Origin of the sequence: Kerstersia similis (genome assembly GCF_965139615.1) — a bacterium.
Classification (GTDB): Bacteria; Pseudomonadota; Gammaproteobacteria; order Burkholderiales; family Burkholderiaceae_B; genus Kerstersia; species Kerstersia similis.
Genome location: NZ_CBCSIQ010000023.1, coordinates 1 through 26,408, shown reverse-complemented (window position 1 = coordinate 26,408; position 26,408 = coordinate 1). Strand labels below are relative to the sequence as shown.

The 26,408-nt window shown below is 62.7% G+C and carries 22 protein-coding genes and 2 pseudogenes; 17 read left to right on the top strand and 7 right to left on the bottom strand.

The genetic code is table 11. The annotated features are described in order from the left end of the window. Positions 1-116 precede the first annotated feature (116 nt). The 13 genes from ACNA1V_RS13550 (at position 117) to ACNA1V_RS13490 (ending at position 16,115) form a co-directional block, all read left to right on the top strand. On the top strand, positions 117-728 hold the full coding sequence (locus tag ACNA1V_RS13550; protein WP_415834130.1) for a LysE family translocator: 612 nt from the start codon (positions 117-119) through the stop codon (positions 726-728). Between the two features lie 137 nt (positions 729-865). Continuing rightward, on the top strand, positions 866-1,426 hold the full coding sequence (locus tag ACNA1V_RS13545) for a MarR family winged helix-turn-helix transcriptional regulator (protein WP_415834129.1): 561 nt from the start codon (positions 866-868) through the stop codon (positions 1,424-1,426). Positions 1,427-1,522: 96 nt separating this feature from the next. Then, positions 1,523-2,758, top strand: a complete 1,236-nt coding sequence (locus tag ACNA1V_RS13540; protein ID WP_415834128.1) for an MFS transporter — start codon at positions 1,523-1,525, stop codon at positions 2,756-2,758. Between the two features lie 87 nt (positions 2,759-2,845). Next, a complete protein-coding gene (gene leuS / locus ACNA1V_RS13535) occupies positions 2,846-5,506 on the top strand; it encodes a leucine--tRNA ligase (protein WP_415834170.1) in 2,661 nt (886 codons plus the stop codon). Positions 5,507-5,525: 19 nt separating this feature from the next. Further along, complete coding sequence (locus ACNA1V_RS13530) at positions 5,526-6,110, top strand: LPS-assembly lipoprotein LptE (protein ID WP_415834127.1); 585 nt, start codon at positions 5,526-5,528, stop codon at positions 6,108-6,110. 24 nt (positions 6,111-6,134) lie between these two features. Further along, a complete protein-coding gene (holA, locus tag ACNA1V_RS13525) occupies positions 6,135-7,178 on the top strand; it encodes a DNA polymerase III subunit delta (RefSeq protein ID WP_415834126.1) in 1,044 nt (347 codons plus the stop codon). 33 nt (positions 7,179-7,211) lie between these two features. Further along, positions 7,212-8,477 (top strand): glutamate-5-semialdehyde dehydrogenase, encoded by a 1,266-nt coding sequence (locus ACNA1V_RS13520; RefSeq protein ID WP_415834125.1) that lies wholly within the window; start codon positions 7,212-7,214, stop codon positions 8,475-8,477. A gap of 739 nt (positions 8,478-9,216) precedes the next feature. Then, a partial coding sequence (locus ACNA1V_RS13515; protein ID WP_415834124.1) for a THUMP domain-containing class I SAM-dependent RNA methyltransferase occupies positions 9,217-10,508 on the top strand: 1,292 nt, incomplete at its 5' end. A gap of 153 nt (positions 10,509-10,661) precedes the next feature. Beyond that, the gene (locus ACNA1V_RS13510; RefSeq protein WP_415834123.1) at positions 10,662-11,627 is read left to right on the top strand and encodes a UDP-2,3-diacylglucosamine diphosphatase; all 966 of its coding nucleotides are present in this window, start codon (positions 10,662-10,664) and stop codon (positions 11,625-11,627) included. A gap of 150 nt (positions 11,628-11,777) precedes the next feature. After that, on the top strand, positions 11,778-13,208 hold the full coding sequence (locus ACNA1V_RS13505; protein ID WP_415834122.1) for an AMP-binding protein: 1,431 nt from the start codon (positions 11,778-11,780) through the stop codon (positions 13,206-13,208). Between the two features lie 16 nt (positions 13,209-13,224). Next, entirely contained in the window at positions 13,225-13,746 is a 522-nt protein-coding gene (locus ACNA1V_RS13500) for a gamma carbonic anhydrase family protein (RefSeq protein WP_415834121.1), read from the top strand. Positions 13,747-13,791: 45 nt separating this feature from the next. Then, positions 13,792-14,730, top strand: coding sequence for an Hsp33 family molecular chaperone HslO (hslO, locus tag ACNA1V_RS13495; protein WP_415834120.1), 939 nt, complete (start codon positions 13,792-13,794; stop codon positions 14,728-14,730). Between the two features lie 422 nt (positions 14,731-15,152). After that, complete coding sequence (locus tag ACNA1V_RS13490; RefSeq protein WP_415834119.1) at positions 15,153-16,115, top strand: hypothetical protein; 963 nt, start codon at positions 15,153-15,155, stop codon at positions 16,113-16,115. Positions 16,116-16,162: 47 nt separating this feature from the next. On the opposite strand, the gene ACNA1V_RS13485 is transcribed toward ACNA1V_RS13490, so the two are convergent. From ACNA1V_RS13485 to ACNA1V_RS13470, 4 genes are all read right to left on the bottom strand, one after another. Continuing rightward, entirely contained in the window at positions 16,163-16,999 is an 837-nt protein-coding gene (locus ACNA1V_RS13485) for an EamA family transporter (protein WP_415834118.1), read from the bottom strand. A gap of 197 nt (positions 17,000-17,196) precedes the next feature. Next, positions 17,197-17,526, bottom strand: a complete 330-nt coding sequence (ftsB, locus tag ACNA1V_RS13480; protein ID WP_415834117.1) for a cell division protein FtsB — start codon at positions 17,524-17,526, stop codon at positions 17,197-17,199. A 60-nt stretch (positions 17,527-17,586) separates the two neighbouring features. Then, positions 17,587-18,873 carry a phosphopyruvate hydratase gene (eno, locus tag ACNA1V_RS13475; protein WP_415834116.1) on the bottom strand — a complete coding sequence of 429 codons (1,287 nt, stop codon included), beginning with the start codon at positions 18,871-18,873 and terminating at the stop codon, positions 17,587-17,589. A gap of 197 nt (positions 18,874-19,070) precedes the next feature. Next, positions 19,071-20,732: a CTP synthase gene (locus ACNA1V_RS13470; RefSeq protein WP_415834115.1), complete on the bottom strand. Its 1,662-nt coding sequence runs from the start codon at positions 20,730-20,732 to the stop codon at positions 19,071-19,073. 505 nt (positions 20,733-21,237) lie between these two features. On the opposite strand from ACNA1V_RS13470, the gene ACNA1V_RS13465 reads away from it, so the two are divergent. After that, positions 21,238-21,657, top strand: a complete 420-nt coding sequence (locus ACNA1V_RS13465; protein WP_415834114.1) for a hypothetical protein — start codon at positions 21,238-21,240, stop codon at positions 21,655-21,657. A gap of 110 nt (positions 21,658-21,767) precedes the next feature. Here ACNA1V_RS13465 and ACNA1V_RS13460 read toward each other — a convergent pair whose 3' ends face one another. From ACNA1V_RS13460 to ACNA1V_RS13450, 3 genes are all read right to left on the bottom strand, one after another. Further along, complete coding sequence (locus ACNA1V_RS13460; RefSeq protein ID WP_415834113.1) at positions 21,768-23,564, bottom strand: M24 family metallopeptidase; 1,797 nt, start codon at positions 23,562-23,564, stop codon at positions 21,768-21,770. An 88-nt stretch (positions 23,565-23,652) separates the two neighbouring features. Continuing rightward, positions 23,653-24,303: a 3-oxoacid CoA-transferase subunit B gene (locus ACNA1V_RS13455; protein ID WP_415834169.1), complete on the bottom strand. Its 651-nt coding sequence runs from the start codon at positions 24,301-24,303 to the stop codon at positions 23,653-23,655. Positions 24,304-24,322: 19 nt separating this feature from the next. Then, a partial coding sequence (locus ACNA1V_RS13450) for a CoA transferase subunit A (protein WP_415834112.1) occupies positions 24,323-25,015 on the bottom strand: 693 nt, incomplete at its 3' end. Between the two features lie 240 nt (positions 25,016-25,255). Here ACNA1V_RS13450 and ACNA1V_RS13445 point away from each other — a divergent pair. The 3 genes and pseudogenes from ACNA1V_RS13445 to ACNA1V_RS13435 all read left to right on the top strand — a co-directional run. Next, positions 25,256-25,927, top strand: a pseudogene (locus tag ACNA1V_RS13445) (NAD(P)/FAD-dependent oxidoreductase); the annotation flags it as partial. Position 25,928: 1 nt separating this feature from the next. Then, a pseudogene (locus tag ACNA1V_RS13440) lies at positions 25,929-26,196 on the top strand (electron transfer flavoprotein-ubiquinone oxidoreductase); the annotation flags it as partial. A 1-nt stretch (position 26,197) separates the two neighbouring features. Next, on the top strand, positions 26,198-26,408 hold a 211-nt coding region (locus ACNA1V_RS13435), incomplete at both ends, for an NAD(P)/FAD-dependent oxidoreductase (RefSeq protein WP_415834111.1).

Here is a 26,408-nt window from a genome sequence, read left to right as displayed (position 1 = left end):
AAAATGCCATGCTATCCCGCACTCTGTCCGTAACACGCTTGCACTTCTCTCATCAGGCGGCGCCATCAAGAATGCCGCAGTGCAGTCTCGACCACGCATCACAGGAATAGATTCTCATGACACCGGAATTCCTCCTGACCTCTCTGATTGTGGTGGCTTCGCCCGGAACGGGCGCCGTTTACACCATTGCCGCCGGCCTGGCGCACGGACGGCGCACCAGCGTCATCGCAGCCTTCGGCTGCACCCTGGGCATCGTGCCGCACATACTGGCTGCCATGACAGGGCTGGCAGCGCTGCTGCACACCAGTGCTCTGGCATTTGAAGTCGTGAAATATCTGGGTGTCGCCTACCTGGTCTGGATGGCCTGGATGACGCTGCAGAACCGGGGCAGCGTACGCATGGACACGGATGACACCCCGCGCTCCCATGGGTCCACCATCCTCTCCGGGATCCTGCTCAATCTGCTGAATCCTAAGCTGTCGATATTTTTTCTTGCCTTTCTCCCCCAGTTCGTCTCGCCGGAGGAAAACAACGCCACCTTGCACATGCTGATCCTGAGCCTGGTATTCATGGCCATGACATTTGCGGTATTCGCACTCTATGGCCTGTTCGCCGCCACGATGCGGCGTCATGTGCTGGAAAGGCCAGCGGTGCTGTCATGGATGCGCAGAACCTTCGCTGCGGCATTCGTACTGCTGGCAGCACGACTGGCCTCCCTGCATCGCTAGCGCAAGCTCAGCCCACCATCCCGCCTGCATTCCCGGCCGCACCGCCCCTATCCATTCACAGGGTGGCATGTAAGTTTTGACTGTCTTGGCGCTGCCCCATAAAATATCTTTAATTAAAGATAGTCAATTTAAAGATAATGCAGCCCCCTAATTTTCAGGCCCCTGTTGCACACGAAGACTCCCCGCCTGCGGCCAGTGACCCTGCCGGCGGGGATTTCGTCGATCTCATCCTGTCACAGTGGCAGCAGCATGCCCCTGGCGCAGACATCTCACCCATGCATGTCACCAGCCGCATCTGGCGGCTGGCTGCCCTGCTGGATCGCGATATGCAGCGCCAGTTTCGTGAGCATTCCCTGCAGATGGGCGACTTCGATGTAGTGGCGGCGCTCTACCGCAGCGGCCCGCCCTATACCCTGCACCCCCAGCAACTCACGGCGCAGTTGCTGTTGACGTCCGGTGCCATGACCTACCGTCTTGATTCCCTGGAAAAACGCGGCCTGATTACCCGTACGCCGAATCCCGACGACCGCCGCAGCATTTTTGTCAGCCTGACGGACAGCGGCCAGGCCACCCTGCGGGCCGCGCTGGACACCTACATGGCAGAAATGAAACGCGTGCTGCATCCGCTAGACGATGCGGAATGCCGCGTACTGGCGACGCTGTTGCGCAAAATCCTGCTGCCCTATGACCGCACATAGCCGCATCGCCACCGCCCGCCGCACCGCCCCTGCCGCTCCGCCCGGCAAGCGCCGCACGGCACGCTGCTCAATTTCCAGACCATCAGGCACGCACTCATGAAACTTCGCCCTGGCCAACTGCTCTGTATTGCCGCCATTCTGCTGGTCGGCCTCAATCTGCGGCCAGCGCTGGCCGTCATCAGCCCATTGATCGAAACCATACGCGCGGCCACCGGCCTGAGCTATCAGGCCATGGGCTGGGTCACCGGCATCCCCATCATGGCCATGGGCGTCCTGGCGCTGGCAGGTTCGAGCGTTTATCGCCTGGGCATGCGGCGCGGTGTTGCCATCGGTATCCTGCTGGTCTTTGTCGCCTGCCTGCTGCGCCTGCTGGCCGCTGACCCGGCCTGGCTGATGGGCAGCGCGCTGCTGGCCGGCATCGGGATCGGCATTACCCAGACCCTGGTACCCGGCTTCATCAAGCAGCATTTCCCCCAGAACATAGACACGCTGATGGCCCTGTATGTCAGCATGATCATGGGCGGCGCGGCCATGTCCGCCGCCGGCACGCCCGTCCTGCTGCATAGCCTGGCGTGGCAACCGGCATTGGCCATGTGGGCCGTACCCGCTCTGCTGGGCCTGGCGCTCTGGCTCTTCGCCACTCGCAGCTTCCGCGACCCGGCACAGGCACCCGCCACGGCGGGCACCCCTGCAAGCACAGCAGTTGCCGGGTCCGCCCAAGCAGCCAGCGCCACGCTGCGCCCCTGGCGCCATGCTCGCGCCTGGCTGCTGGCCGGCCTGTTCTGCGCCTCGGGTAGTTGCTACACGCTGGCCCTGGCCTGGCTGGCGCCCTATTACATCGAGCTGGGCGCAACGCCCCAGCGCGCCGGCCTGTTGTTGGCTGTCCTGACCTTGTTTGAAGTTGCCGCCGGGTTCCTGGTTGCATGGCTCGCACCGCGCAACCCCGACCGCCGCTATCTGCTGGCCGCTTGCACCCTGCTGGCATCGCTGGGTTATGTCATGCTGGCATGGATGCCGCTGACTGCTCCTTGGCTCATCATCGCCATCCTTGGGCTGGGCATAGGTGCGCTCTTCCCGCTGACGCTCATCCTGGCCATGGATCACGCCAGCGTGCCACGCAACGCGGGTGTGCTGGCCGCCTTTGTCCAGGGCATCGGCTATCTGGTCGCCGGCTTGCTGCCTTTTGCCGCCGGCCAGCTGCGCGACAGCCTGGGCAGTCTGGAATCTGCGTGGAGCCTGATGGCGGGTGTGGTGCTGCTCTCGCTGATCCTGATTGCACGCGCATCTCCAGCCAGCGCCAAGGCCTTTGACCGGCATTGCCGCCAAGGTTAGCCGCCCGGCAGCGCATCCCCCTATAATGGATACCTTCTTGCGCGGCCCGCTGGCCGCGCTCATTATTTTCTGAATGACGTGAATATCATGCAGGATCGCTACCAGCCCCTCGTCGTCGAATCCCTGGCCCAGCAAAACTGGCAAGGCCGCGACGCCTATCGTGTCACCGAGCATGCCAAAAATGCTGACGGCTCGGAAAAGCCGAAGTTCTACGCATGCAGCATGCTGCCCTACCCCAGCGGCAAGCTACACATGGGGCACGTGCGCAACTACACCATCAATGACATGATGACGCGCCAGTTGCGCATGCGCGGTTACAACGTCCTGATGCCCATGGGCTGGGATGCATTCGGCATGCCGGCCGAAAATGCCGCCATCAAGTCCAAGGTGCCGCCGGCAAAATGGACTTACGACAACATCGCCTACATGAAGAAGCAGATGAAGGCGATGGGTCTGGCCATCGACTGGTCGCGCGAAATGTGCGCCTGCGACCCGTCGTACTACAAGTGGAACCAGTGGCTGTTCCTGAAGATGCTGGAAAAAGGCATCGCCTACCGCAAGACCCAGATCGTCAACTGGGATCCGGTGGACCAGACCGTGCTGGCCAATGAGCAGGTGGTCGATGGCCGTGGCTGGCGCTCTGGCGCCCCCGTTGAAAAACGCGAAATCCCCGGCTACTACCTGCGCATTACCGATTACGCGGAAGAATTGCACGAAACGCTGGAAAGCGGCCTGCCCGGCTGGCCCGAGCGCGTACGCATCATGCAGGACAACTGGATCGGCAAGAGCCAGGGTGTGCGTTTCGCCTTCACCCACGACATCCGCGATGACAACGGCCAACTGATCCAGGATGGCCGCATGTACGTCTTCACGACGCGTGCCGACACCATCATGGGCGTGACCTTCTGCGCCGTGGCGCCGGAGCATCCGCTGGCCCAGCACGCGGCACGCAACAACCCGGAACTCGCCGCATTCATTGAAAAGACCCGTCTGGGCGGCACGACCGAAGCAGAAATCGCCACACGCGAAAAAGAAGGCCTGCCCACCGGCCTGAATGTGATCCACCCGCTCACTGGCGCGCCCGTGCCGGTGTGGGTCGGCAACTATGTTTTGATGAGCTACGGCGACGGCGCCGTGATGGGTGTGCCGGCCCATGACGAACGTGACTTCGCCTTTGCACTGAAATACCAGTTGCCCATCCGTCAGGTCATCGCACAGGACGGCAAGGAATTCTCCGACCAGGCCTGGCAGGACTGGTATGGCGACAAGCAGGCTGGCCTGACCGTGAACTCCGGCAAGTATGACGGCCTGGCCCATGAAGCCGCCGTTGACGCCGTCGCCAACGACCTGGCCGCGCAAGGCCTGGGTGAAAAACGCATCACCTATCGCCTGCGTGATTGGGGTATCTCGCGCCAGCGCTATTGGGGCACCCCCATCCCCATCATCCATTGCCCGGATTGCGGCCCGGTGCCGGTGCCAGAACAAGACCTGCCGGTCGTACTGCCCGAACACCTGATTCCTGATGGCAGCGGCAACCCGCTGGCCACGGATGCTGCGTTCCTGAAATGCAGCTGCCCCAAGTGCGGCAAGGAATCGCGTCGTGAAACCGACACCATGGACACCTTCGTGGACTCGTCCTGGTACTTCATGCGCTATACCTCGCCCGGCAACGACCAGGCCATGGTGGATGCCCGCAATGATTACTGGATGCCGATGGATCAATACATCGGCGGCATCGAGCACGCTGTGCTGCACCTGCTGTATGCGCGATTCTGGACCCGCGTGATGCGCGACATGGATCTCGTCAAATTCGACGAACCCTTCACCCGCCTGCTGTGCCAGGGCATGGTGCTGAACCACATCTATTCGCGCCGCAACGAGCGTGGCGGCATCGAATACTTCTGGCCGGAAGAAGTCGAAAACACCTACGACGCCAAGGGCTCCATCACCGGCGCCCGCCTGAAGGCCGACGACAGCCACATCGACTACGGCGGCGTGGGCACCATGTCCAAGTCCAAGAACAATGGCGTCGATCCACAATCGTTGATCGACAGCCAGGGTGCGGATACCGCCAGGCTGTTCGTCATGTTCGCCAGCCCGCCCGAGCAAACGCTGGAATGGTCTGATGCCGGCGTCGAAGGCGCCAACCGTTTCCTGCGCCGTCTCTGGACCGTGGCTGCCCGTCTGCAACCGGCCGTGGCGCAGGGCCTGGCGGTCAGCGCACCGGACTGGCAAGGCGCCGACAAGGCGGTGAAAGAACTGCGCCGCGAAATCTATACGCTGCTCAAGCAGGCCGACTACGATTACAGCCGTATCCAATACAACACGGTTGTGTCAGCCTGCATGAAGATGCTGAATGTCATCGACGACGTCAGCCTTCCTGACAGCCCGGCGGCACAGGCCGCACAGGCCGAAGTCCTGGGCATCCTGATCCGCGTGCTCTATCCGGTGGTACCGCACATCACCTGGAACCTGTGGAACGAGCTGGGCTACGCCGAACGCATGGGCGACCTGCTGGATGCCCCCTGGCCCGTTCTCGATGAAGCAGCACTGGTAGCTGACGAAATCGAGTTCATGCTGCAGGTCAACGGCAAGCTGCGTGGTAGCCTCAGCGTGCCCAACGGCTCCAGCAAGGAAGCCATTGAGCAGGCGGCAGTCAGCCACGAGGCCGTTGTCCGCTTCCTGGAAGGCCGCCCGCCCAAGCGCGTCATTGTCGTGCCCGGCAAGCTGGTCAACGTCGTCGGCTGATAACCCGAGGAGAAGCCGCATGTCCCGATCCCTGCGCATCCTGGCCGCCATGGCAATCATGCTGACGCTGGGCGCATGCGGCTTCACGCTGCGCGGCGTCTCGCCGCTGCCGTTCGATAGCCTTTACATCAATATCCCGGAAAACTCCCGCTTCGGTTCCAACCTGCGGCGGGCGCTGCAGGCTGCCTCGCCCAACACCCGGCTGGTTGATAGTGCCGACAAGGCGGCAGCCAGCCTGATAGAAGTCAGCCAATCCCGCACGCAGCGCGAAGTCAGCCTGACCCCGCAAGGCCGCGTGGAAGAATATGAACTCATCCTGAGCTATGTGTTCCGGCTGACGACGGCCAGCGGCGACATCCTGCTGCCCGACACCACGCTGACCACCAGCCGCGACCTGCCCTATGAAGAACAGCTGGTTCAGGCCAAGCAAAGCGAAATGGACACGCTCTTCAACAGCATGGAGCAAAGCCTGGTGGAACGCCTGCTGCGACGCCTGACGGCACCGGACGTCGCGGAGGCCTTTGAAGCCTATCAAAAAGAAAACGCGGAATCGCTGCCTGCCCCTGCCGGGGCTGGCCGTCGCGCTCCCATTCCGCAGCACTGAAGCGCTGCCGCGCCCGGCATAGTCATGGACGTCTCCCATCTGCGCCAGCAACTGGCCCGCCAACCGGACAGCCTGTCCCCCATCTATATCGTGGCTGGCGATGAAACCCTGCTGGTCATGGAAACCGTCGATCTGCTGCGCCAGGCCGCCCGTGCCGCCGGCTACACCGACCGGACCTCCCTGGTCGTGGACGCCCGCAGCGACTGGTCACAGATCGAAGCGTCCACCCGCAGCATTTCGCTGTTCGGCGACCGCCAGTTGCTGGAACTCAAGCTGCCCACCGGCAAACCCGGCAAACCCGGCGCAGATGCGCTGCAACGCATGGCTGAACAGGCCGGCGGCCAGGCCCTGCCCGATGCCCTCATCATTCTTGCCCTGCCACGCCTGGACAAAACCCTGCGCGACAGCAAATGGCTGCAGGCCTTGTCCCATAACGGCACATTGATAGAAATCCCCAATGTGGATCTGCCACGCCTGCCGGGCTGGATCGGCGAACGGCTGGCGGCGCAGAACCAAAGCGTGGACAAGGACACGCGCCAATGGCTGGCCGAAAAAGTGGAAGGCAACCTCCTGGCCGCCCACCAGGAAATCCTGAAGCTCGGCCTGCTGTTTCCCGAGGGCGAACTGACTGCGGAACAGGTGCAGTCAGCCGTGCTGAACGTCGCGCGCTACAACATTTTCGGTCTGCGTGATGCCATGCTGGCTGGCGACCCGGCACGCGTTACCCGTATCCTGGACGGCCTGCGCGCTGAAGGCGAAGCCCTGCCGCTGGTGCTTTGGGCCGTCGGCGAGGAAGTCCGCCTGCTGGCCAGGCTTGCTCAGGCCCGCGCCGCCGGTCAGGATCTCAACGCCCTGCTGCGCAAAATGCGTATTTTCGGTGATCACGAACGCCTGGCCCGGCAAGCGCTGGGACGCATCCCGCCACGCATCTGGCCTGCCGCCGTACAGCATGCGCACGACATAGACCGGCTCATCAAAGGACTGCGTACCGAAGGAAGGATGCAAGATCCCTGGGAAGAAATGCTGCGCTTGGCATTGCGTCTGTCACTGCCCGCCAGAGCCGGATAGAATGGCGCATAGCCCTCCTTTTTTCTCTGCCCCATGACCACCGATACGCTTTTTACCGCCATGCAGGAGCTGGGCCGGCGTGCCCGCTCTGCTTCGCGCCACATGATGCGTGCCAGCAGCCAGGCCAAGAACGATGCCCTGCGCGGCATGGCTCAGGCCTTGCATGAGCAGCGCGAGGCCATTCTGGCCGCCAATGCCCTGGATCTGCAAGCGGCAATCGACAACCAGCTGCAACCTTCACTGGTGGATAGGCTGCGGATTTCCGAAAAAACGCTGGGCCTGATGGCCACCGGTCTGGAACAGATCGCTGCCATGCCGGATCCGGTCGGCAGCCTGTCGCCCACGACCCAGCGTCCCAACGGCATGCGCATCGCCAAGATGCGCGTGCCGCTGGGCGTGATCGGCATCATCTATGAATCGCGTCCCAATGTCACCATCGACGCAGCCGCGCTGTGCCTGAAATCCGGCAATGCCGCGATTCTGCGCGGCGGCAAGGAAGCGCTGCATTCGAATATCGCGCTGGGCGCAGTCGTGCGCCATGGTTTATCCGCCGCAGGCCTGCCGGCTGAAGCCGTACAGGTCGTGGAGACAACGGATCGTGCTGCCGTCGGCCATCTGGTCACCATGACCGAATACGTCGATGTCATCGTGCCGCGTGGCGGCAAAAGCCTGGTGGCCCGCTTGTCGGCCGAGGCACGGGTGCCCATGATCAAGCATCTGGACGGCAACTGCCATGTCTATGTGGACCAGCACGCCGACCTGGAAACCGCGCACCGCGTCGCCTTCAATGCCAAGACCTACCGCTATGGCGTCTGTGGCACGATGGAGACCCTGCTGGTGCATCAGGCCATCGCCGAACGTTTCCTGCCTGGCCTGGCACGCGCCTTCCAGGAACATGGCGTAGAACTGCGTGGCTGTGAGCGTACCCGCGCGCTGGTTCCAAGCGCCCTGGCAGCGACCAACGAAGACTGGGCAACCGAATACCTGGCTCCCATTCTCGCCATCCGCATCGTGGACAGCATTGACGAAGCCATGGAGCATATTGCCACCTGGAGCTCGGGCCATACGGAAAGCATCGTGACGGAAGCCCTGCGTGAAGCCCAGCGCTTCCAGCGAGAAGTGGATTCCAGCTCGGTGTATGTCAATCTGCCCACGGTATTCGCAGACGGTTTCGAGTATGGTCTGGGTGCAGAAATCGGCATTTCCACCAACCGTTTGCATGCCCGCGGCCCGGTGGGCCTGGAAGGCCTGACCACAGAAAAATGGGTCTTGACGGGTGAAGGCCAGCTGCGCGGTTGATGCCGTGCAGCCGCATGACCGTCCTGCCCCATGCATGCGGTGACACTCGCTGATGCGATGGCACCGCGCCAGACACACGGCCTGCCGCGCAGCTTGCGGCAGGCTCGCCCCCGCAGGGGGTTCCTGTATTGAGGGAACGCTAACTTCGTTCTCCCGCCGATACCTATCGGCCTTGACGTTCCCCGGTCACCACCGGGTCATTTTCTTCTTATTGCGCGGCCTGCCGCCACACCCATGTCATCCAACGATTCCGCTCCTCCCCGCAAGACCCTGAGTATTACGGCCCGCCCGGCCGCGCCATCGGCCCAGAAAAAAGATACGCCCAGCATGCGCTCCGGCAGCCGTGCCCGCGTACACAAGGAGCGGCTGCGCACTCAGGATGACAACCAGAAACCCGGTGCTGGCGAGCGCCGCGACGGTGAATTCAAGCCGCGCGGGGAGTTCCGCGAACGCCGTGAAGGCAATTTCGCGCCGCGTGAGCGTCGTGAGGGCGAATTCTCGTCCCGCCCGCCGCGCCGCGATGGCGAATTCAAGCCACGCGGGGAATTCCGCGAACGCCGTGAAGGCAATTTNGCACCCCGTGAGCGTCGTGAGGGCGANTTCTCGTCCCGCCCGCCNCGCCGNGATGGCGAGTTCNAGCCGCGCGGGGAATTCCGCGANCGCNGNGAAGGCAACTTCGNGCCGCGTGAACGCCGTGAAGGCGAATTCGCGNNNCGNGANCGNCGTGAAGGCGANTTCNCGTCCCGCCCGCCGCGCCGCGATGGCGAGTTCAAGCCGCGCGGGGAATTCCGCGAGCGCCGCGAAGGCAATTTCGCGCCGCGTGAACGCAATGATGGTGGTTTTCAAGCCCGTAGCAGCAATATTGGCGCAGGCGCCCAAACCCGTGAATCTTCGGTTTTCAAGGTATTCGCGTCTTGCCCGCAAGGCCTGGAAGCCGCGCTGGAAGCCGAACTGCAGGCACTGGATTTCGCCGAAGTCCGCCAAGGGCGCGCCGGTTGCCATTTCGAGGCCGACTGGCGTGGCGTCATGCGCGCCAACCTGTACTCCCGCCTGGCCACCCGGGTGCTGATTCAACTGGCCCAGGCGCCGGTACAGACCGAGGATGACATCCTGGCCCTGTCCGCGGAGACCGAATGGGAACAATGGTTCGGCCCGGAGCACCGCCTGCGCGTCGATACCTCGGCTATCCGCAGCCCCATGCAAAGCTTGCAGTACTGCAATCTGCGCGTAAAAGATGGCATCTGCGACCGGCTGCGCGCCCGTGAGGGCGCACGCCCCGATATCGACACGGTGCGCCCGGATGCCCGCGTTCATCTTTTCCTGTCGGAAGACACTGCAACGCTTTACCTGGACACCTCCGGCGAATCGCTGTTCAAGCGCGGCTGGCGCTATGACAAGGGTGCTGCCCCGCTGCGTGAAAATCTGGCGGCGGGCTTGCTTGCCCTGTCCGATTGGGATCCGTCCGCGGCCCTGCTGGATCCTTTCTGCGGCAGCGGCACCATCCTCATTGAAGCCGCCTGGATCGCCCTGGGTGTGCCACCGGGCATGAACCGGCCTTTCGGTTTCGAGCGCCTGCGCGACTACGACCCCTATCAACTGGGCCAATTGCGCCAGGAAGCGCAAGCAGCCATTCTGCCGTCACTGGATGCGCCGCTGGTAGGCGTGGATCTTGATCCGGCCGTCATTGCCGCGGCACGCAGCAATGCCGAGCGCGCCCGCCTTGGCCCGGATGCCATCCGCTTCGAAGTGGGCGATGCCCGCCATTTCGCGCCCCCGGCGGAAAGCGGCTGGATTGTCACCAACCCGCCTTATGGCGAACGGCTGGACGAGCACGAAGATGTGCTGTGGCAGGAATGGGCCAGCCATCTCAAACATAGTTATGCCGGCTGGCGTCTGAATGTCATTTCCAATGACATGTCCCTGCCCCAGGCGCTGCGCCTGAAAGCATCGCGTCGCCAACCCATCTTCAACGGCTCGCTGGAATGTCGTCTGTTCTCCTTCGATCTGGTCGAAGGCTCCAACCGTAGCTGATCACGCTACGTCTGCGCGCCACCGTTCCGGTGGCGCGCAGTCCACCTGCACACACGGCAAACGCTCAGCCCCCCTGAAACACCAGGAAACGCGCTGAGCCCCTCCCGCCGACCACGAGATCCGACCGTTCGGTCACAAACGCGTCATCCCGCCATGTTTCCATGTTGGCAATGCCATCGCACGGGAGCCGCCATGACCACCTCGCCTCATTCAGATGCCCAGGCCGGACAAGATCCAGAGCCTGCGGAAACCGGCGGCAAAACGGTCAAGCGCTGGCGTACGCTGTGGATCTCGGACCTGCATCTGGGCTCATCGGGCTGCAAGGCCAATTTCCTGCTCGACTTCCTCGAATACAACGAAACCCAGACGCTCTACCTGGTCGGCGATATCATCGACGGCTGGCAGCTGCGGCGTCACTGGCACTGGCCTCGTGCGCACAATGATGTGGTGCAAAAGATACTGCGCCTGTCACGCAATGGCACACGGGTGTATTTCATTCCGGGCAACCATGATGAATTCGCCCGGCAATTCCTGGGCTATGCCTTCGGCGACATCGAAATCCACGACGAAATCGAACATCTCACCGCTGACAAACGCCGCTTTCTGGTGATGCACGGCGACCGCTTCGATGCGGTCATCCAGCATGGAAAATGGCTGGCCTATCTGGGCGACCGTCTCTATACCTGCGCCATCTGGCTCAATAATCACTACAACCGGTTTCGCCACCGGCGCGGCCTGCACTACTGGTCGCTGTCCCAGTACCTGAAACACAAAGTCAAGAATGCCGTGTCCTACATCACGGATTTCGAAGAAGCCCTGGCCGGAGAAGCCCGCCGCCGCGGCATGCACGGCATCATCTGCGGCCATATCCACAAGCCGGAAATGCGTGATATCGACGGCATCCTCTATTGCAACGATGGCGATTGGGTAGAAAGCCTGTCTGCCCTGACAGAAGACCATGACGGCAAGCTGTCCTTGATTGACTGGTCTGTCTATGCCAACCTGCATACGCGCCACCCGGCCGCATCGCACCAACCGGTTTCGCTGCCCGCCCTGCCCTCGGCCCTGAGCCGGAAAAGCAAAACCACCGGCCTGCGAGCGTCGGGGAAAACACGCTAAAGCGATCAGGCATATTGCGCAAACCTTCGCCCTGGTTCATGCTTATGGCGTGAAAGCATACCGACGCAGACATTTGTGCACGATTTGCCTGCATGTTCACTACATGCGGGTAGATCGTCACGAGCTGGCGTCTTCCCTGTCCACGGGCCTATGAACGACCAATATTCGCAGCTTTACGAATCCTTCCGGTGGTTATTGCCTGCACAGTTCAATCTGGCGCAGCCCTGTTGCGTCCAATGGTCGATCAGTCCGTCAGATGCCCGTCGCGTGGCGCTGGTCGTGGAAAAAAGCGAGGGTGATGCTACCACCTGGCAGTATGGTCAACTGCAGAATATTTCCAGCCGCCTGGCTGGCGGCCTGGCGCGCATGGGCGTGCAAAGGGGCGACCGCGTCGCGCTGCTGCTGTCTGATCCTGCCTACCTGGTCATTGCCTCCCTGGCCGCCTGGACCCTGGGCGCCATCGTCATGCCGCTTTCCTCCCGCATGCCGCCCACGCAGCTGGCCCAGCGCCTGCGGCAATCCGCCCCCCGCGCGGTACTGCTCGACGACGCCGTGCTCGCCGCCTACTTGGCCGAACGTGCGCGTCTGCCGGCAGGCACGCGCCTGGTGGGCCAGGGCATGGACAGCGAACACTGCATTGCCTGGAAAGGATTGCTTGCGCGCCAGCCCAACGGCCTGCAGCCTGTGCCGCTGCCACCGGATGCGCCGGCGCTCCTGCACTTCCCCCTGGATGCCGGCCCGCAGCACGCGGGCGTCCTGCTGCCGCACAGCGCGCTGATCGGCAATCTGCCTGCATTCGTTGCCTCGCTGGACTGGTTCCCGCGCGGCAAGGATCGCCTCTGGATTGCAGCCAACTGGGCGCAAGCCGATGTGCTGCTGGGTGCTGTCCTGCCCGCGCTGTATTTCGGCGCCACTGCCATTGCCATCACGCAGCCGCCCGATGCCGCATCGCTGCTGTCGCGCCTGTATCGCCTGCGCATCAGTGACATGGTAGCCACCCAGGATACCCTGCGTGAATTCTGTGCTCCCGGCCACCCGCCCCTGCCGCTGGCCAGCCTTAACGCCATTGCAGCGATCGTGACCGATGCCTGTCGGGAAACCGATATGCAGCGCTGCCAGGAACTGCTGGGCCGCCGGCCCAATGCCGTCTATGGCGCGCATGGCATGTATGGCCTGGCTGGCGACAGCGGAGAAAAATGGCCGGTCTCCGATCACAGTCCCGGCCGCGCCTACCCTGGGCATTATCTGGCGGCGGTGGATGATGCCGACAACGAACTCCCCCCAGGCGTTCAGGGAGAACTGGCGTTGCGACAATATGACCGCCACGGCCACCCCGACCCGCTTTTTCCCGTCGGTATCTGGCAACAGGGGGAAATCCAGCCCGCGCCAGCCACCTGGATGCGCACAGGCCTGCAGGCAGCACTCGACAACGAAGGTCGTATTCTGCCCCAGCCGCCGCTCGTCATGGAGAAACACCATGGTGCCGGCCGCAGCAGCAAACCGGTGGCGTCCCGCCCTAACAACCGGCCGACCGCTCCGGCAGCCTTGCGTGTCCGCCGGGCCACAAACACCACGGCCTGACTCCCCCCGACCGACTATGCCTGTTTATCAGCTGGATGATCTGACACCCCGCATCGACCCGGATGCCTATCTCTTCGAGAATGCCGTCGTCATTGGCGACGTCACCATCCATGCAGGCGCCGGCCTCTGGCCCGGCACGATTCTGCGTGGCGACAGCGCTCCCATTGTCGTCGGCGCCAACAGCAATATTCAGGATGGCTGTATCCTGCACGCCGATCCAGGCTTTCCCATGACGGTCGAAGCCAATGTCACAGTCGGCCACCAGGCCATGCTGCATGGCTGTACCGTCGGCAGCGGCAGCCTGGTGGGAATCCAGGCCGTCATCCTCAATGGCGCCGTGATCGGCCGGGACTGCCTGATCGGTGCGGGCGCGCTGGTGCCCGAAGGACGCCAGATTCCCGACCGATCACTCGTCATTGGTGTCGGCAAGATCGTCCGTACCCTCAGCGACGAAGAAATTACCGGCATGCATGCCAACACCGAACGTTATGTGGCGCGCGCGCAGCGCTACCGTCACCGACTGCAACGCATCGCCTGACACCCCTGCCAGCCTGACAGGGGCTTGAGTTAAGATGTGACCATCATGACCGACACCCTGAAAAAATACCTTTTTACCGACCAGCGCGTGCGTGTTGTCACCGCCTCGCTGGATCAATCCTGGCAGGACTCCCTGCAGCACGCCCAGTACCCGGAGGGCGTACGTGACCTGCTTGGCGAGCTGGTGGCTGCTGCCACGCTGCTGACGGCCAACCTGAAGCTGGATGGCTCGCTGTTGCTGCAGATCCAGGGCGACGGCGCCATTGCCCTGCTGGTGGTCGAATGCCGCAGCGATCTCTCCATACGCGCCACTGTCAAACTGCGCTCAGGACAGGCCTGGCCGCAAGGCGTAGGGCTGCAGGCGCTGCTGAACCCTGGTGGCCAGGGCCGCTTCGTCGCCGTCCTCGACCCGCGCAACAAATTGCCTGGTCAGCAAGCCTATCAGGCCGTCGTGCCGCTGATCGGTGAAAACGTGTCCGAAGTGCTGGAACACTATATGAAGTCCTCCGAGCAGCTCGACACGCGCTTGTGGCTGGCTGCCAATGACAAACGGGCAGCCGGACTGCTGATCCAGCGCCTGCCGGATCACGGTGGCACACTGGCCACCGACAGCGAATTGCCCGCAGACCAGATGGATGACACCTGGGAACGCGCCACGACGCTGGCCGGCACGCTGAGCTACCAGGAGCTGCTCAGCAACGATACCGATATCCTGATTCACCGCCTGTTCTGGGAAGAGAGCCTGCTGGAACTGCCGCCACGCAGCATCCGCTACTTCTGCCCCTGCACCCGCGAGCGTGTCGCTGGCATGCTGCGCATGCTGGGCCAGCAGGAAACCGACTCGATCATCGCAGAACAGGGCCAGATCGAAGTGCAATGCGACTTCTGCGGCAAGCCCTATGTCTTCGATGCTGTCGATACAGCAGCGCTGTTTGCCGCTCCCAGCCCGACCGGTAACGCCGACCAGGCTGACACCCGGCACTAAGCGCGGCAACGCTGTGCTTCACGCCTGATGTGTACGCCTGACGTACTTCGCCGGCCCCCTTGCGTGGCCGGCTTTCTTTTGGCGCCACACAAGCTCGCGCGCCAGGGCTTCCGCCGGCTGCACCGCCCCTCAGTAACAGCCTGGCTACCACATGCCTGTCTGAATATCTGAGTCTCTGAACGCCCGAACGCCTGAACGCCTGAACGCCTGAACGCCTGAACGCCTGAACGCCTGAACGCCACCGTAGTATTGCGACCTGACAGCTTCTTTGCAAACGCGCAGACTGGATCCGTAACCGGCCTCCCCCCTGCCCGTCCGTCATGCGCCTTCCGCATTGTCCGCCTGCGCTATCTGCCACTGCCCCTGCCCGGGCAAGCTATCCCCATTTGCCGGCACGGCCTCAGTCCCAAGCGGGCAGCGCCATGGCGGAATCCTCCCTGGCGCTTGTGATACTAGGTGTCCTGACATTGGCAACGCTGGAATTCTGGCATGCCCGCAACACTGCCCAGATTGCAGAATTGGCCCTGCTCGAAGCCCTGCGCGCCGGAGCCAGCGACCATGCCAGCCCGCACGCCATGCAACAGGCCTTTGAACACGCCATGCGTGCCAGCCTGCCGGACACACCCGGCCACACGCCTGGCACTCGCTTGCACCAAAATTGGCAGCGGCGCCAATCTGCCAGCGGATTGGCGGTCTGGCGTCTGGATATCCTCAATCCCGGCCCCGCCAGCCTGGCCGACCATGCCGCCCCCGGACGCGACACGAGGGGCAATATTGCCGCGGCCCATGCCACTGCCAGCACCGCCGCTTTAGCCTTCTACTATCAGGATCTGCGCCACCAGGAACATCTGTCCCAAGGATGGCCACAAGGCAAGGGACCGACCTCCGGCCAGGATGTCTTTGAAGCCAATCTGCTGACACTAAGATTGCGCTACCTGCATCAGCCGCTCAGCGCACCCGCGCGCTGGTTCTTGCAACTGAGCCGCTCGTTAGCGCCGGATCAGGCAGACAGTGAAGGCGGGCAAATCGCCCGGGCCGGGCTCTGGCCTATCTATCGCACAGCCTCGTTGCCCATGGCATCCGAAGCCTGGCCTTGGCCGCAACGCCGGCTGCAAAGCCTGTCACCACCGGGCAACGCCCTGCCACGGCCCCCAGACAGGGACTCCGTCCAGGCGCTGCCACACGAACTGCCTGCCCCTGCAAGACCCGGCAGCCCCGAGGCGCCTGGCACACTGCCATCATCTGCCAGCCCGCCGCTTGAACACCTCCGTCCTGACAGCACCAGCCCACCCGCCACGCCCTCCCTGGAACCCGAACCACCAGCCCACGGCCTGCCCGAAGCCAGCGAGCCACTTTGCGGCGTCCTGCTCTGTTGCGCCCAATGAACACCGCCGCCCGATCGTGCCTGGCGCCACGGCCACGGCGCGGACGGCTAGGCCAGCCGCAGAATGCCCGCGCCCAAGGCAATGATCGCTGCGGCCAGCAGACGCTGGCGGCCGACATGCTCTTTCAACACCAGCGCGGAGATCAAGATACCGAACAGAATGGAAGTTTCCCTCAGGGCCGCGATCATGGCCACGGGCGCGCGCGTCATGGCCCACAAAGCCACACCATAGGACAGCAAGGTTCCCGCCCCGCCTGCCGCCCCCAGCATCCAGTTCTTCCGCGCATAGCGAAAAAATTGTCCGGCACGGACAATGACTGCCCAAACCAGCAGCGGCACCCCGGTCAGCAGAAAGATCCATAAGGTATAGGCCACTGGCGACCCGGACAGCCGTACGCCAGCGCCATCCACCAAGGTATAGCTGGCGATGACCAACGCATTGCACAGCGCCAGGCGCATGCCGTTGCCGCTTTTGCCTGTGGCGCGGGCCAGGGCCATGCTCAGCACGCCCAGGCAGATCACTGCAATGCCCAACCAGCCCGCCAGTCCGATGGCATCATGGAGAAAGACAACGCCGATACCTGCCACGATCAGCGGCGCGCTGCCCCGCATGACGGGATAGGTCTGGCTCATATCGGCAATCTGATAGGTCTTGGCCAGCAGCAGGTAATAAACAATCTGCAGGGCCGTGGACACCGCAATGAACGGCCAGCTTTCCTGTGCCGGCGGCGCCAGGAACGGCAGCACGACTGCGCCCATCAACATGGCGCTCACGGCAACCAGCACCGTCGTCAGCAAGGTGTCGGCGCCTCCTTTGACAATCGCATTCCAGGTCGCGTGACACGCGGCCGCCAGCAGCACCCAGATAAACACAGTCAAAGACATGATGATCAAGCATCCAATCCGATTCGCTTGGAAAAGGTGGTCGCCGCCCTGCCATGGCACGGCCTCCCTGCTGCGCATGCCTGCTCGGCCATGCGCCATGACAGGCGCGCCGCTGCCCCGCAAAAGAAATGCCCCTGTGAAAATCATCAGGGGCAATGTTTCGGCGCAGCGCGCAGGCCAAGATCAAACCACTTGCATCAACGCCGGCGGTTCTGCGCGGCCGTTTCCGGCCGTTTGACTTCCGGCAGCGGGGCACCATGCGGCAGGATACGAACAAATACTTCTTCCTGGCGCATCATGCTCAATTCACCCCGGGCACGTTCCTCCAGGGCTTCCGTTCCCGTGCGCAAATCACGCACTTCAGCATCCAGCGCCAGATTGCGCGCCCGCAGGCCTTCGTTGACATCCAGCTGTTCGACCAGTTGTTGCTGCAACTCATGGGTTGCAAACCAGCCCCCCTTGCCTAACCACAAGGGGTACTGGATCAACCCAACCAGAAGCAACAGTAGCAGTGCGAGCAGCCGCATGTATGTTTCCATCAAGGAAGGCTGGCGGGCACGCAAGCCCACCCGCCTTCACGGCAACGATCAGCGCAGGTTGTAGAAAGCTTCGACGCCGGGATAATACGCCACGTCCGCCAGCTCTTCTTCGATACGCAGCAGCTGGTTGTACTTGGCCATGCGGTCGGAACGCGACAGCGAACCGGTCTTGATCTGCATGGCATTGGTTGCCACGGCGATGTCGGCAATGGTGGAATCTTCGGTTTCGCCCGAACGGTGCGACACGACTGCCGTGTAGCCTGCGCGCTTGGCCATTTCGATGGCAGCGAAGGTTTCCGTCAGCGTACCGATCTGGTTGATCTTGATGAGGATCGAGTTGGCGATACCCTTGTCGATGCCTTCCTTCAGGATCTTGGTGTTGGTCACGAACAGGTCGTCGCCCACCAGCTGGACTTTCTTGCCCAGGCGCTCGGTCAGGTGCTTCCAGCCATCCCAGTCGCCTTCGGCCATGCCGTCTTCGATGGTGATGATCGGGTACTTGTCGCACCAGGTTTCCAGCAGGTCGGTGAACTGCTCGGCCGTCAGGGACACGCCACCTTCACCTTCCAGGTGGTACTTGCCGTCACGGAAGAACTCGGAGCTGGCGCAATCCAGGCCCAGGGCAACCTGGGTACCCGGCTCGTAACCGGCCTCTTCGATGGCGCGCAGAATCAGCTGGATGGCTGCTTCATGGCTTTCCACGCTGGGAGCAAAACCGCCTTCGTCGCCCACGGCCGTGGACAGGCCCTGGTCATGCAGAATTTTCTTCAGTGCATGGAATACTTCAGCGCCGATGCGCAGGGCTTCACGGAAGCTGCGGGCACCGACCGGCAGAATCATGAATTCCTGCAGATCCAGCGAGTTATTGGCATGCGCGCCGCCATTGATGATGTTCATCATCGGCACGGGCATGCTCAGCGGGCCGCTGCCACCAAAGTAGCGGTACAGAGACAGGCCGGCCTCATCAGCAGCGGCACGGGCCACGGCCATGCTGACAGCCAGCATGGCGTTAGCGCCCAGGCGCTCCTTGTTCTCGCTGCCATCCAGTTCGATCAAGGTACGGTCGATGAAAGTCTGTTCCTGGGCATCCAGGCCAATCAGCGCTTCGGAGATTTCGGTATTGACGTTCTCGACCGCGCGCAGCACGCCCTTGCCGAGGTAGCGCGACTTGTCGCCATCACGCAGTTCGATGGCTTCGCGCGAACCGGTGGATGCGCCCGACGGCACGGAAGCACGGCCCATTGCGCCGGATTCCAGCAGAACGTCACATTCGACGGTGGGATTGCCGCGCGAATCCAGAATCTCGCGGCCGATGATATCGACGATAGCACTCATTGTCTTAAAACCCCCAGATGGTTACTGATTCAGTTGTTCTTGCGTCAGGCGGCCGTCTAGGCCTGCCCGTGCGTCCTGTCCATGGCAGCCAGCGGCAACGCACCCCTGGGTGCCCTGCCGCTGCTTGTCGCCGCACGAGATGAACGCCTGAGACACCCCTGGCGCAGAACCGTGCGGACAATACCGCTCGCCTTTGCTTACTTCTCTTCAGCCTGCAGGCGTGCCTGGCGCTGGGCCTGGGCCGCACGTACATAGCCGGTGAACAGCGGATGGCCGTCGCGTGGCGTGGAGGTGAATTCCGGATGGAACTGCACGCCCAGGAACCACGGGTGATCCGGAATTTCCATGATTTCCGGCAGGTTCTCGGTCGGCGTGCGGGCGCTGATCACCAGGCCTGCCTCTTCCAGACGGGGCACATACACGTTGTTGACTTCATAGCGATGGCGATGGCGCTCGTTGACTTCGTCACCGTAGATCTTGTGCGCCAGCGTGCCGGGCTTGACCGGTACGCGTTGCGCGCCCTTGCGCATGGTGCCGCCCAGGTCGGAGTTGTCGCTGCGGCGTTCGACCTTGCCTTCGCGATCCATCCACTCGGTAATCAGCGCCACGACCGGATGCGGTGCGGAAGGATCGAATTCGGTGCTGTTGGCGCCGCCCAAGCCAGCCTTGTGGCGTGCATATTCCACCACGGCCAGCTGCATGCCCAGGCAGATGCCCAGGAACGGCACCTTGTTTTCGCGGGCATAGCGCACGGCGGCAATCTTGCCTTCCGTGCCGCGCTTGCCGAAGCCGCCCGGAACCAGAATGGCATCCAGGCCGGACAACAACTCGGCCGCACCGCGCTTTTCGATTTCTTCGGAGTCGATGTAGTCGATGATGACCTTGCTGCGCGTGTGGATGCTGGCATGCACCAGCGCCTCGCTCAGCGATTTGTAGGATTCGGTCAGATCGACATACTTGCCCACCATGCCGATGCGCACTTCCGATTCCGGATGGCGCAGCGCGTCGTTCATCGCATCCCAGGCGCTCAGATCAGCCGGCGGCGGGTTCAGATTCAGCGCATCGCACACCAGGCTATCCAGCCCCTGCTTGTGCAGCATGGCGGGAATTTCATAAATGGATTCCGCATCCCAGACGGAGATCACGGCATCCTGGGGCACGTTGGCGAACAGCGAAATCTTGGCGCGCTCTTCATCCGGAATGGGACGATCGGCGCGGCACAGCAGCGCGTTCGGATAAATGCCGATTTCGCGCAACTTCTGCACCGAATGCTGCGTAGGCTTGGTCTTCAGTTCACCGGCGGAGGGAATGAACGGCACCAGCGTCAGGTGCACAAAGGCAGCGTTGCCACGGCCCAGGCGCAGGCTCATCTGGCGCACGGCCTCCAGGAACGGCAGGGATTCGATATCCCCGACCGTACCGCCGATTTCAACAATGGCGACATCCGCATTGCCGTTGTAGGCAGCCTTGGCGCCACGCGCGATGAAATCCTGGATTTCGTTGGTGATATGTGGAATCACCTGCACGGTCTTGCCGAGGTAATCCCCGCGGCGTTCCTTGCGCAGCACCGATTCATAGATCTGGCCGGTGGTGAAATTATTCACCTTGTGCATGCGCGCAGAGATGAAGCGCTCATAGTGGCCGAGGTCAAGATCGGTCTCTGCGCCATCTTCCGTCACGAACACTTCACCGTGCTGGAACGGACTCATCGTGCCCGGATCGACGTTGATGTAGGGATCGAGCTTGAGCATCGTCACCTGCAGGCCACGCGATTCCAGGATCGCGGCCAGGGAAGCTGCAGATATGCCTTTACCAAGCGAGGACACTACCCCGCCCGTCACGAATACGTACTTGGTCATTTCAGAATACGGCCGGGGCAATCGGCCGTTGCGGTCTGGAACAGAACAGGCGGCTTGCGCCGAGCCCGCACCATCCCCAGGAACCCCGGGCACGGCCAGCCACGTCCGGGGTTCGGGTTGATAGGGATAAAGAGGAAGTTTAACTCAGCTTCCGGGCCGCTAGTGGCCCGGCTTGCAAGTTGCCCCCTGCCGGATGCCCGCGAAATCCCGCCCGCCACGCTGGCCCGGTGTCTCAGCCCGGCGGTTTGTGACGCGCGGCGCTGATGCCATCGCCCCGCCCGGATGCCGCCAGCATGGCTGGCCCCGCCCCGCAAAAGCCGCCCTCGGGCCAGGCCACAGCGCCGTCACGCCCTGTCGCAGACGGACACATACCGCCGAACCTTGTTGCCTGCACCGCAGATATGATGGAAAGGTAGCTCTGGCGCCAGGTGCAGCCCGCTTTTCAATTGGCCGCACGGCGTCACCGCGTCTCCGACCCGCCTTCTTTCCTCTACAGGAGCAACCTATGCGTTTTACTCCCCGTTACATCGCCGGCGCCGCCGTCCTGATTCCTGCCCTGGCGCTGTTGGCCGCCTGCGACAACAAGCCCAGCGCTCCCGCGCCGAGCACGCCGCCTGCGACTTCGGCACCGGCACCGGCGGCCGAAGCGCCCGCAACGACCCCGGCACCCGCCGCAGGCACGGGCACCGACGCACCGGCCGCGCCTGCTGCCGACACCCCCGCCATCGGCACCAACGAGTGGTTCGACTGGGTAGAAACCACCGCCGGCATTACCGATGGCCAGGGCCATGGTCCCGACCAGGGCTCGCAGGAATGGTGCCAGGCCGTTTCCTTCAAGGTCTATGGCAAGCAGCCTGAAACCACCGTCACCTGCGATCAGGTCTGGATGGCCGATATCGACGCCCGTCTGCGCACGAGCAAATAAGTCGCTTCCACCTGCGACAGCCAGGCTGTCGCTCACAGAAAAACACGCGCATGGGTGAACCACCCATGCGCGTGTTTTCTCGTTCTTACAGTCTTGGCTGCCCGTTTAGATCAATCCGGCAACAAGGCTTGAGTCCGCTGTTCCAGCCAGCGCAAGGTTTCGCCTTGCAACAAAGGTGCCAATCGTTGACGCACCTCGGCATGGTAGGCGTCCAGCCAGCGCAGTTCGTCCTCGCGCATGAATTCCATCGCAATGCAGCGCGTGTCGATCGGGCACAGCGTCAAGGTTTCAAACGCCAGGAAATCCCCGAACTCGGTTTCGCCTGCAGGCACGGCCAATACCAGGTTTTCTATCCTGATCCCCCACTGCCCTGGCCGATACAGACCCGGCTCATTGGATGTCACCATACCGGCCTCCAGCGGCACCGCTACCGGCGCGCGCCAGGAAATGCTTTGTGGGCCTTCGTGCACATTCAGGAAGTAGCCCACGCCATGCCCTGTACCGTGGCCGTAATCCAGGCCTTGCTCCCATAATGGCAGGCGCGCCAGGACATCCAGCGCCGTGCCGCTGACGCCTTTGGGAAAACGGGCGCGAGACAAGCCAATCATGCCTTTGAGCACCAGGGTGAAATCCCGTTTCTGCGCATCAGAAGGCTGGCCGATCGGCACCACTCGGGTGATGTCAGTGGTTCCCCCCAGATACTGGGCACCCGAGTCGATCAACAGCAGGCCGTTGCCCTTGATATCCGCATAGGCTTCTGGCAATGCGCGGTAATGCGGCATGGCGCCATTGGCGTTGAAGCCTGCTATGGTCGGAAAACTCAAGGAAACGAAATCCGGGCGGCGCATGCGCGCCGCCGTCAGCACCTCATCTACCGTCAATTCCGTGAGCGCAGCGCCTGCCGCGCATTCACGCTCGAACCAGGCAAAGAATTCGCACAGCGCCGCCCCGTCCTGTTCCATCGCACGCCGGATATGCGCCTGCTGAGCAGGCAATTTGCAGGCCTTGAACAAACGTGAGGGGTTCGCTGCTTCTATCGTCGGCAAAGACTCGGGCACACGTCGCGCCAAATCTACGACCACGCTGGCAGCATCCAACAACAAACCGCATCCGTTCAAACCGGCTATTGCTGCGGCAATCTGGTCGTACGGCCGCAACTGCACGCCAGCGCATTGCAATTGATCCGCGACTCCGGCGCCCAGGCGCGAGGCATCGACAAACAGCTGAGCCTGGCCGTCCGTACCGATCAAGGCATGCGCCAGAAAGACAGGGTTGTAATCCACATCGCTGCCGCGCAGGTTGAACAGCCAGGCGATGTCATCCAAAGTGGAAAGCAGATGCCAATCGGCACCCTGCGCCCGCATGGCATCGCGCACCCGGCCCAGCTTCTCTTCACGCGATTCGATGGCCCAAGCCAGTTCATGTTCGACCACAGGCGATGCCGGCAACGCAGGACGGTCATGCCAGGCCTGGCTGACGCCATCGAAGTCCACCTGCAAACGCCAGCCTCGCGCTGCAAGGTCTGCATCCATGCGGCGCCACAAGGACAGCGACAAAGTACGGCCATCCACCGCCAGCTGTCCCGCGCTGCACTGCTCCGCCAGCCAGTCAGCCATGCTGGGCGCGCCGCCCCCCAGACGCATCAGCGTGATGCCCGTGCCCGCCAGTTGGGCGTCAGCCTGTTCCCAATAACGGCTATCTGCCCACAGGGCCGCGGCTTGCTGGGTCACCAGCAGATTGCCCGCCGACCCGGTAAAACCGCTCAGCCATTCCCGCACCTGCCAATACCCCGGCAGGTATTCAGAGAGATGCGGATCGGAGGTCAGCACCAGCCCGGCCTGGCAATCCGCCTGGCTCAATGCTAGACGGAACGCCTCCAGGCGTTGTTGTATTGCATGTTGATTCATTGCGGCACTCTCACGTTTGCACGCACAAATCATACCCCTGCATGCCTGGTACGCCAGCCAACCCGGCACACCCTGCCGGAAAACCCGTTTATTGCGTGGGGACTTCCAGTTTCGCCGCCGTTTTTGCCTGGACTTCCTCGACCGTGACGCCAGGCGCCAGTTCCAGCAGACGCAGGCCGTCAGGCGTGACTTCCAGCACGCACAGATCCGTGATGATCAGGTCCACCACCCCTACGCCCGTCAAGGGCAGCGTGCAGGCCTGCAGCAGCTTGAGGTCTTCGCCGCCATCCTTGCGCCGCGCCACATGCTCCATCAGCACCACCACGCGCCCCACACCGGCCACCAGATCCATGGCCCCACCCATGCCCTTGACCATCTTGCCCGGAATCATCCAGTTGGCGAGATCTCCGCGTTCCGAGACCTGCATCGCGCCAAGAATCGCCAGATTGATCTTGCCGCCGCGAATCATCGCAAACGAATCCGCGGACGAAAAGAACGAGGAACCCGGCAAGGTCGTCACGGTTTGCTTGCCCGCGTTGATCAGGTCGGCATCGACCTCCTCTTCCGTCGGAAAGGGGCCGATACCCAGCAGGCCGTTTTCCGATTGCAGCCAGACTTCCATGCCGGACGGCACATGGTTGGCCACCAGCGTCGGCAGGCCGATGCCCAGGTTCACATAGAAGCCATCCTGCAATTCACGGGCAGCGCGCGCCGCCATTTCATCTCTGGTCCAAGCCATCGTGATGTCCTCCTCAGGNGCTGCGCGTCGTGCGCTGTTCAATACGTTTTTCTGGATGGGCATTGACGACGATGCGGTGCACGAAGATGCCAGGCAGGTGAATCGCATCCGGGTCCAGTTCACCGACTTCCACCAGTTCTTCCACCTCCGCCACCGTCACCCGCCCTGCCATGGCGACGTTGGGGTTAAAGTTGCGCGCCGTCTTGCGAAAAATCAGATTGCCGCTGCGGTCGGCCTTCCAGGCATGCACCAGCGCGACATCCGGCACGATGGCATGTTCCAGCACGTAGTCCTGTCCATCGAAATGCCGGATTTCCTTGCCCTGCGCCACTATGGTGCCAACCCCGGTGCGAGTGTAGAACGCCGGGATGCCAGCTCCGCCCGCACGCAGCTTTTCCGCCAGCGTGCCTTGCGGCGTGAACTCGACTTCCAGTTCTCCAGCCAGGTATTGCCGTTCAAATTCTTTGTTTTCTCCCACGTACGAGGAGATCATTTTGCGTACCTGCCGGGTGGCGAGCAACTGCCCCAGGCCCGCGCCATCGACACCGGCGTTGTTGCTCACGCAGGTCAAGCCGCTGACGCCGCTGTCCCGCAGCGCTGCGATCAGCGCTTCGGGAATGCCGCACAGACCGAAGCCCCCCACCCCGATGGTCTGGCCGTCTGCCACGATGCCATCCAGCGCCTGCGCGGCGCTTCGATAGACTTTATCCATTGATTGCTGCTCCTTACTGGCCTTGAGACTGCACGACAACAAAGCCTGCCTCAGGCGCCAGCGAGTTCTGGACGCAAGGCCCGGCTAGGTCAAGAAGGTGTTCTAAAGAATTACCGGTAATTAGAAGGCCGCGCCGTTCGCATGAGGCGCTGTCGGCTTGCCCTACAATCCCGCCCATCATACTTCGAGTTCCAGCAAGGAAAACCATTAGCTATGTCGCAATTGTCTCAACGCGAATCCATGGAATATGACGTGGTGATCGTCGGCGGCGGGCCCGCCGGCCTGTCTGCCGCGATCCGTCTGAAACAGTTGGCCGCCCAGGCCGGCAGCGAGCTGAGCGTCTGTGTGCTGGAGAAGGGCGCGGAGTTGGGCGCGCATACTTTGTCGGGCGCCATCATGGATCCGCGCGCGTTGAGCGAGTTGTTGCCGGATTGGCGCGAGCGCGGCGCCCCGCTGGAGGTGCCGGTGACGGAGGATCGCTTTCTGTTCCTGACACCCGGCAAGGCGTTGCGTACGCCGGATTGGCTGTTGCCGTCCTGTTTCCACAATGAGGGCAATTTCATTGTTCGCCTGGGCTATGTGGTGCGCTGGCTGGGCGAGCAGGCCGAGGCGTTGGGCGTGGATATTTTCCCGGGTTTTGCCGCCGTGGAGGTGCTGTATGACGAGCAAGGCGCGGTGCGGGGGGTGGCGACGGGCGATATGGGCGTGGCCCGCGATGGCAGCCATACGGCGAATTATCAGCCGGGGATGGAGTTGCTGGCGCGTTATACGGTGTTTGCCGAGGGCGCCCGCGGCCAGTTGGGCCGTGAGTTGATCGAGCGTTTCGGGCTGGATGCCGGGCGTGATCCGCAGAGTTACGGGATCGGGATCAAGGAGTTCTGGGAGGTGGATCCGGCGCAGTCGCGCCCCGGGNTGGCGATTCATACCAGTGGCTGGCCTTTGGATAGCAAGACGTATGGCGGTACGTTTTTGTATCACCTGAATGACAATCAGGTGGCGCTGGGGATGGTGGTAGGCTTGGATTATCGTAATCCGTGGCTGTCGCCGTTCGAGGAGTTCCAGCGTTTCAAGACGCATCCGGCGATCCGGCCGATGTTGGAGGGCGGGAAGCGTTTGGCGTATGGCGCCCGGGCGATTACGGCTGGCGGTTTGTTGTCTTTGCCGCAGCTGGATTTTCCCGGNGGGGTGTTGGTGGGCTGTGAGGCCGGGTTTATGAATGCGTCACGGATCAAGGGGAGCCATGCGGCGATCAAGTCCGGGATGTTGGCAGCGGAGTCGATTCATGCCGCGTTGTCCGAGGGGCGCGGGCAGGATGCCTTGGCCAGTTATGGCGAGGCGTTCCAGGCGTCCTGGCTGTATGAGGAGTTGAACCGGGCGCGCAATTTCAAGCAGT

Coding starts and splice junctions, on each gene's coding strand:
- ACNA1V_RS13485 (WP_415834118.1), bottom strand. CDS start 16,999: ATGTCTTTGACTGTGTTTATCTGGGTGCTGCTGGCGGCCGCGTGTCAC.
- ACNA1V_RS13455 (WP_415834169.1), bottom strand. CDS start 24,303: ATGGCTTGGACCAGAGATGAAATGGCGGCGCGCGCTGCCCGTGAATTG.
- ACNA1V_RS13545 (WP_415834129.1), top strand. CDS start 866: ATGCAGCCCCCTAATTTTCAGGCCCCTGTTGCACACGAAGACTCCCCG.
- ACNA1V_RS13540 (WP_415834128.1), top strand. CDS start 1,523: ATGAAACTTCGCCCTGGCCAACTGCTCTGTATTGCCGCCATTCTGCTG.
- ACNA1V_RS13505 (WP_415834122.1), top strand. CDS start 11,778: ATGAACGACCAATATTCGCAGCTTTACGAATCCTTCCGGTGGTTATTG.
- eno (WP_415834116.1), bottom strand. CDS start 18,873: ATGAGTGCTATCGTCGATATCATCGGCCGCGAGATTCTGGATTCGCGC.
- ACNA1V_RS13500 (WP_415834121.1), top strand. CDS start 13,225: ATGCCTGTTTATCAGCTGGATGATCTGACACCCCGCATCGACCCGGAT.
- leuS (WP_415834170.1), top strand. CDS start 2,846: ATGCAGGATCGCTACCAGCCCCTCGTCGTCGAATCCCTGGCCCAGCAA.
- ACNA1V_RS13470 (WP_415834115.1), bottom strand. CDS start 20,732: ATGACCAAGTACGTATTCGTGACGGGCGGGGTAGTGTCCTCGCTTGGT.
- ACNA1V_RS13465 (WP_415834114.1), top strand. CDS start 21,238: ATGCGTTTTACTCCCCGTTACATCGCCGGCGCCGCCGTCCTGATTCCT.
- ACNA1V_RS13550 (WP_415834130.1), top strand. CDS start 117: ATGACACCGGAATTCCTCCTGACCTCTCTGATTGTGGTGGCTTCGCCC.
- ACNA1V_RS13510 (WP_415834123.1), top strand. CDS start 10,662: ATGTTTCCATGTTGGCAATGCCATCGCACGGGAGCCGCCATGACCACC.
- ACNA1V_RS13520 (WP_415834125.1), top strand. CDS start 7,212: ATGACCACCGATACGCTTTTTACCGCCATGCAGGAGCTGGGCCGGCGT.
- ACNA1V_RS13530 (WP_415834127.1), top strand. CDS start 5,526: ATGTCCCGATCCCTGCGCATCCTGGCCGCCATGGCAATCATGCTGACG.
- ftsB (WP_415834117.1), bottom strand. CDS start 17,526: ATGCGGCTGCTCGCACTGCTACTGTTGCTTCTGGTTGGGTTGATCCAG.
- ACNA1V_RS13490 (WP_415834119.1), top strand. CDS start 15,153: ATGGCGGAATCCTCCCTGGCGCTTGTGATACTAGGTGTCCTGACATTG.
- hslO (WP_415834120.1), top strand. CDS start 13,792: ATGACCGACACCCTGAAAAAATACCTTTTTACCGACCAGCGCGTGCGT.
- ACNA1V_RS13460 (WP_415834113.1), bottom strand. CDS start 23,564: ATGAATCAACATGCAATACAACAACGCCTGGAGGCGTTCCGTCTAGCA.
- holA (WP_415834126.1), top strand. CDS start 6,135: ATGGACGTCTCCCATCTGCGCCAGCAACTGGCCCGCCAACCGGACAGC.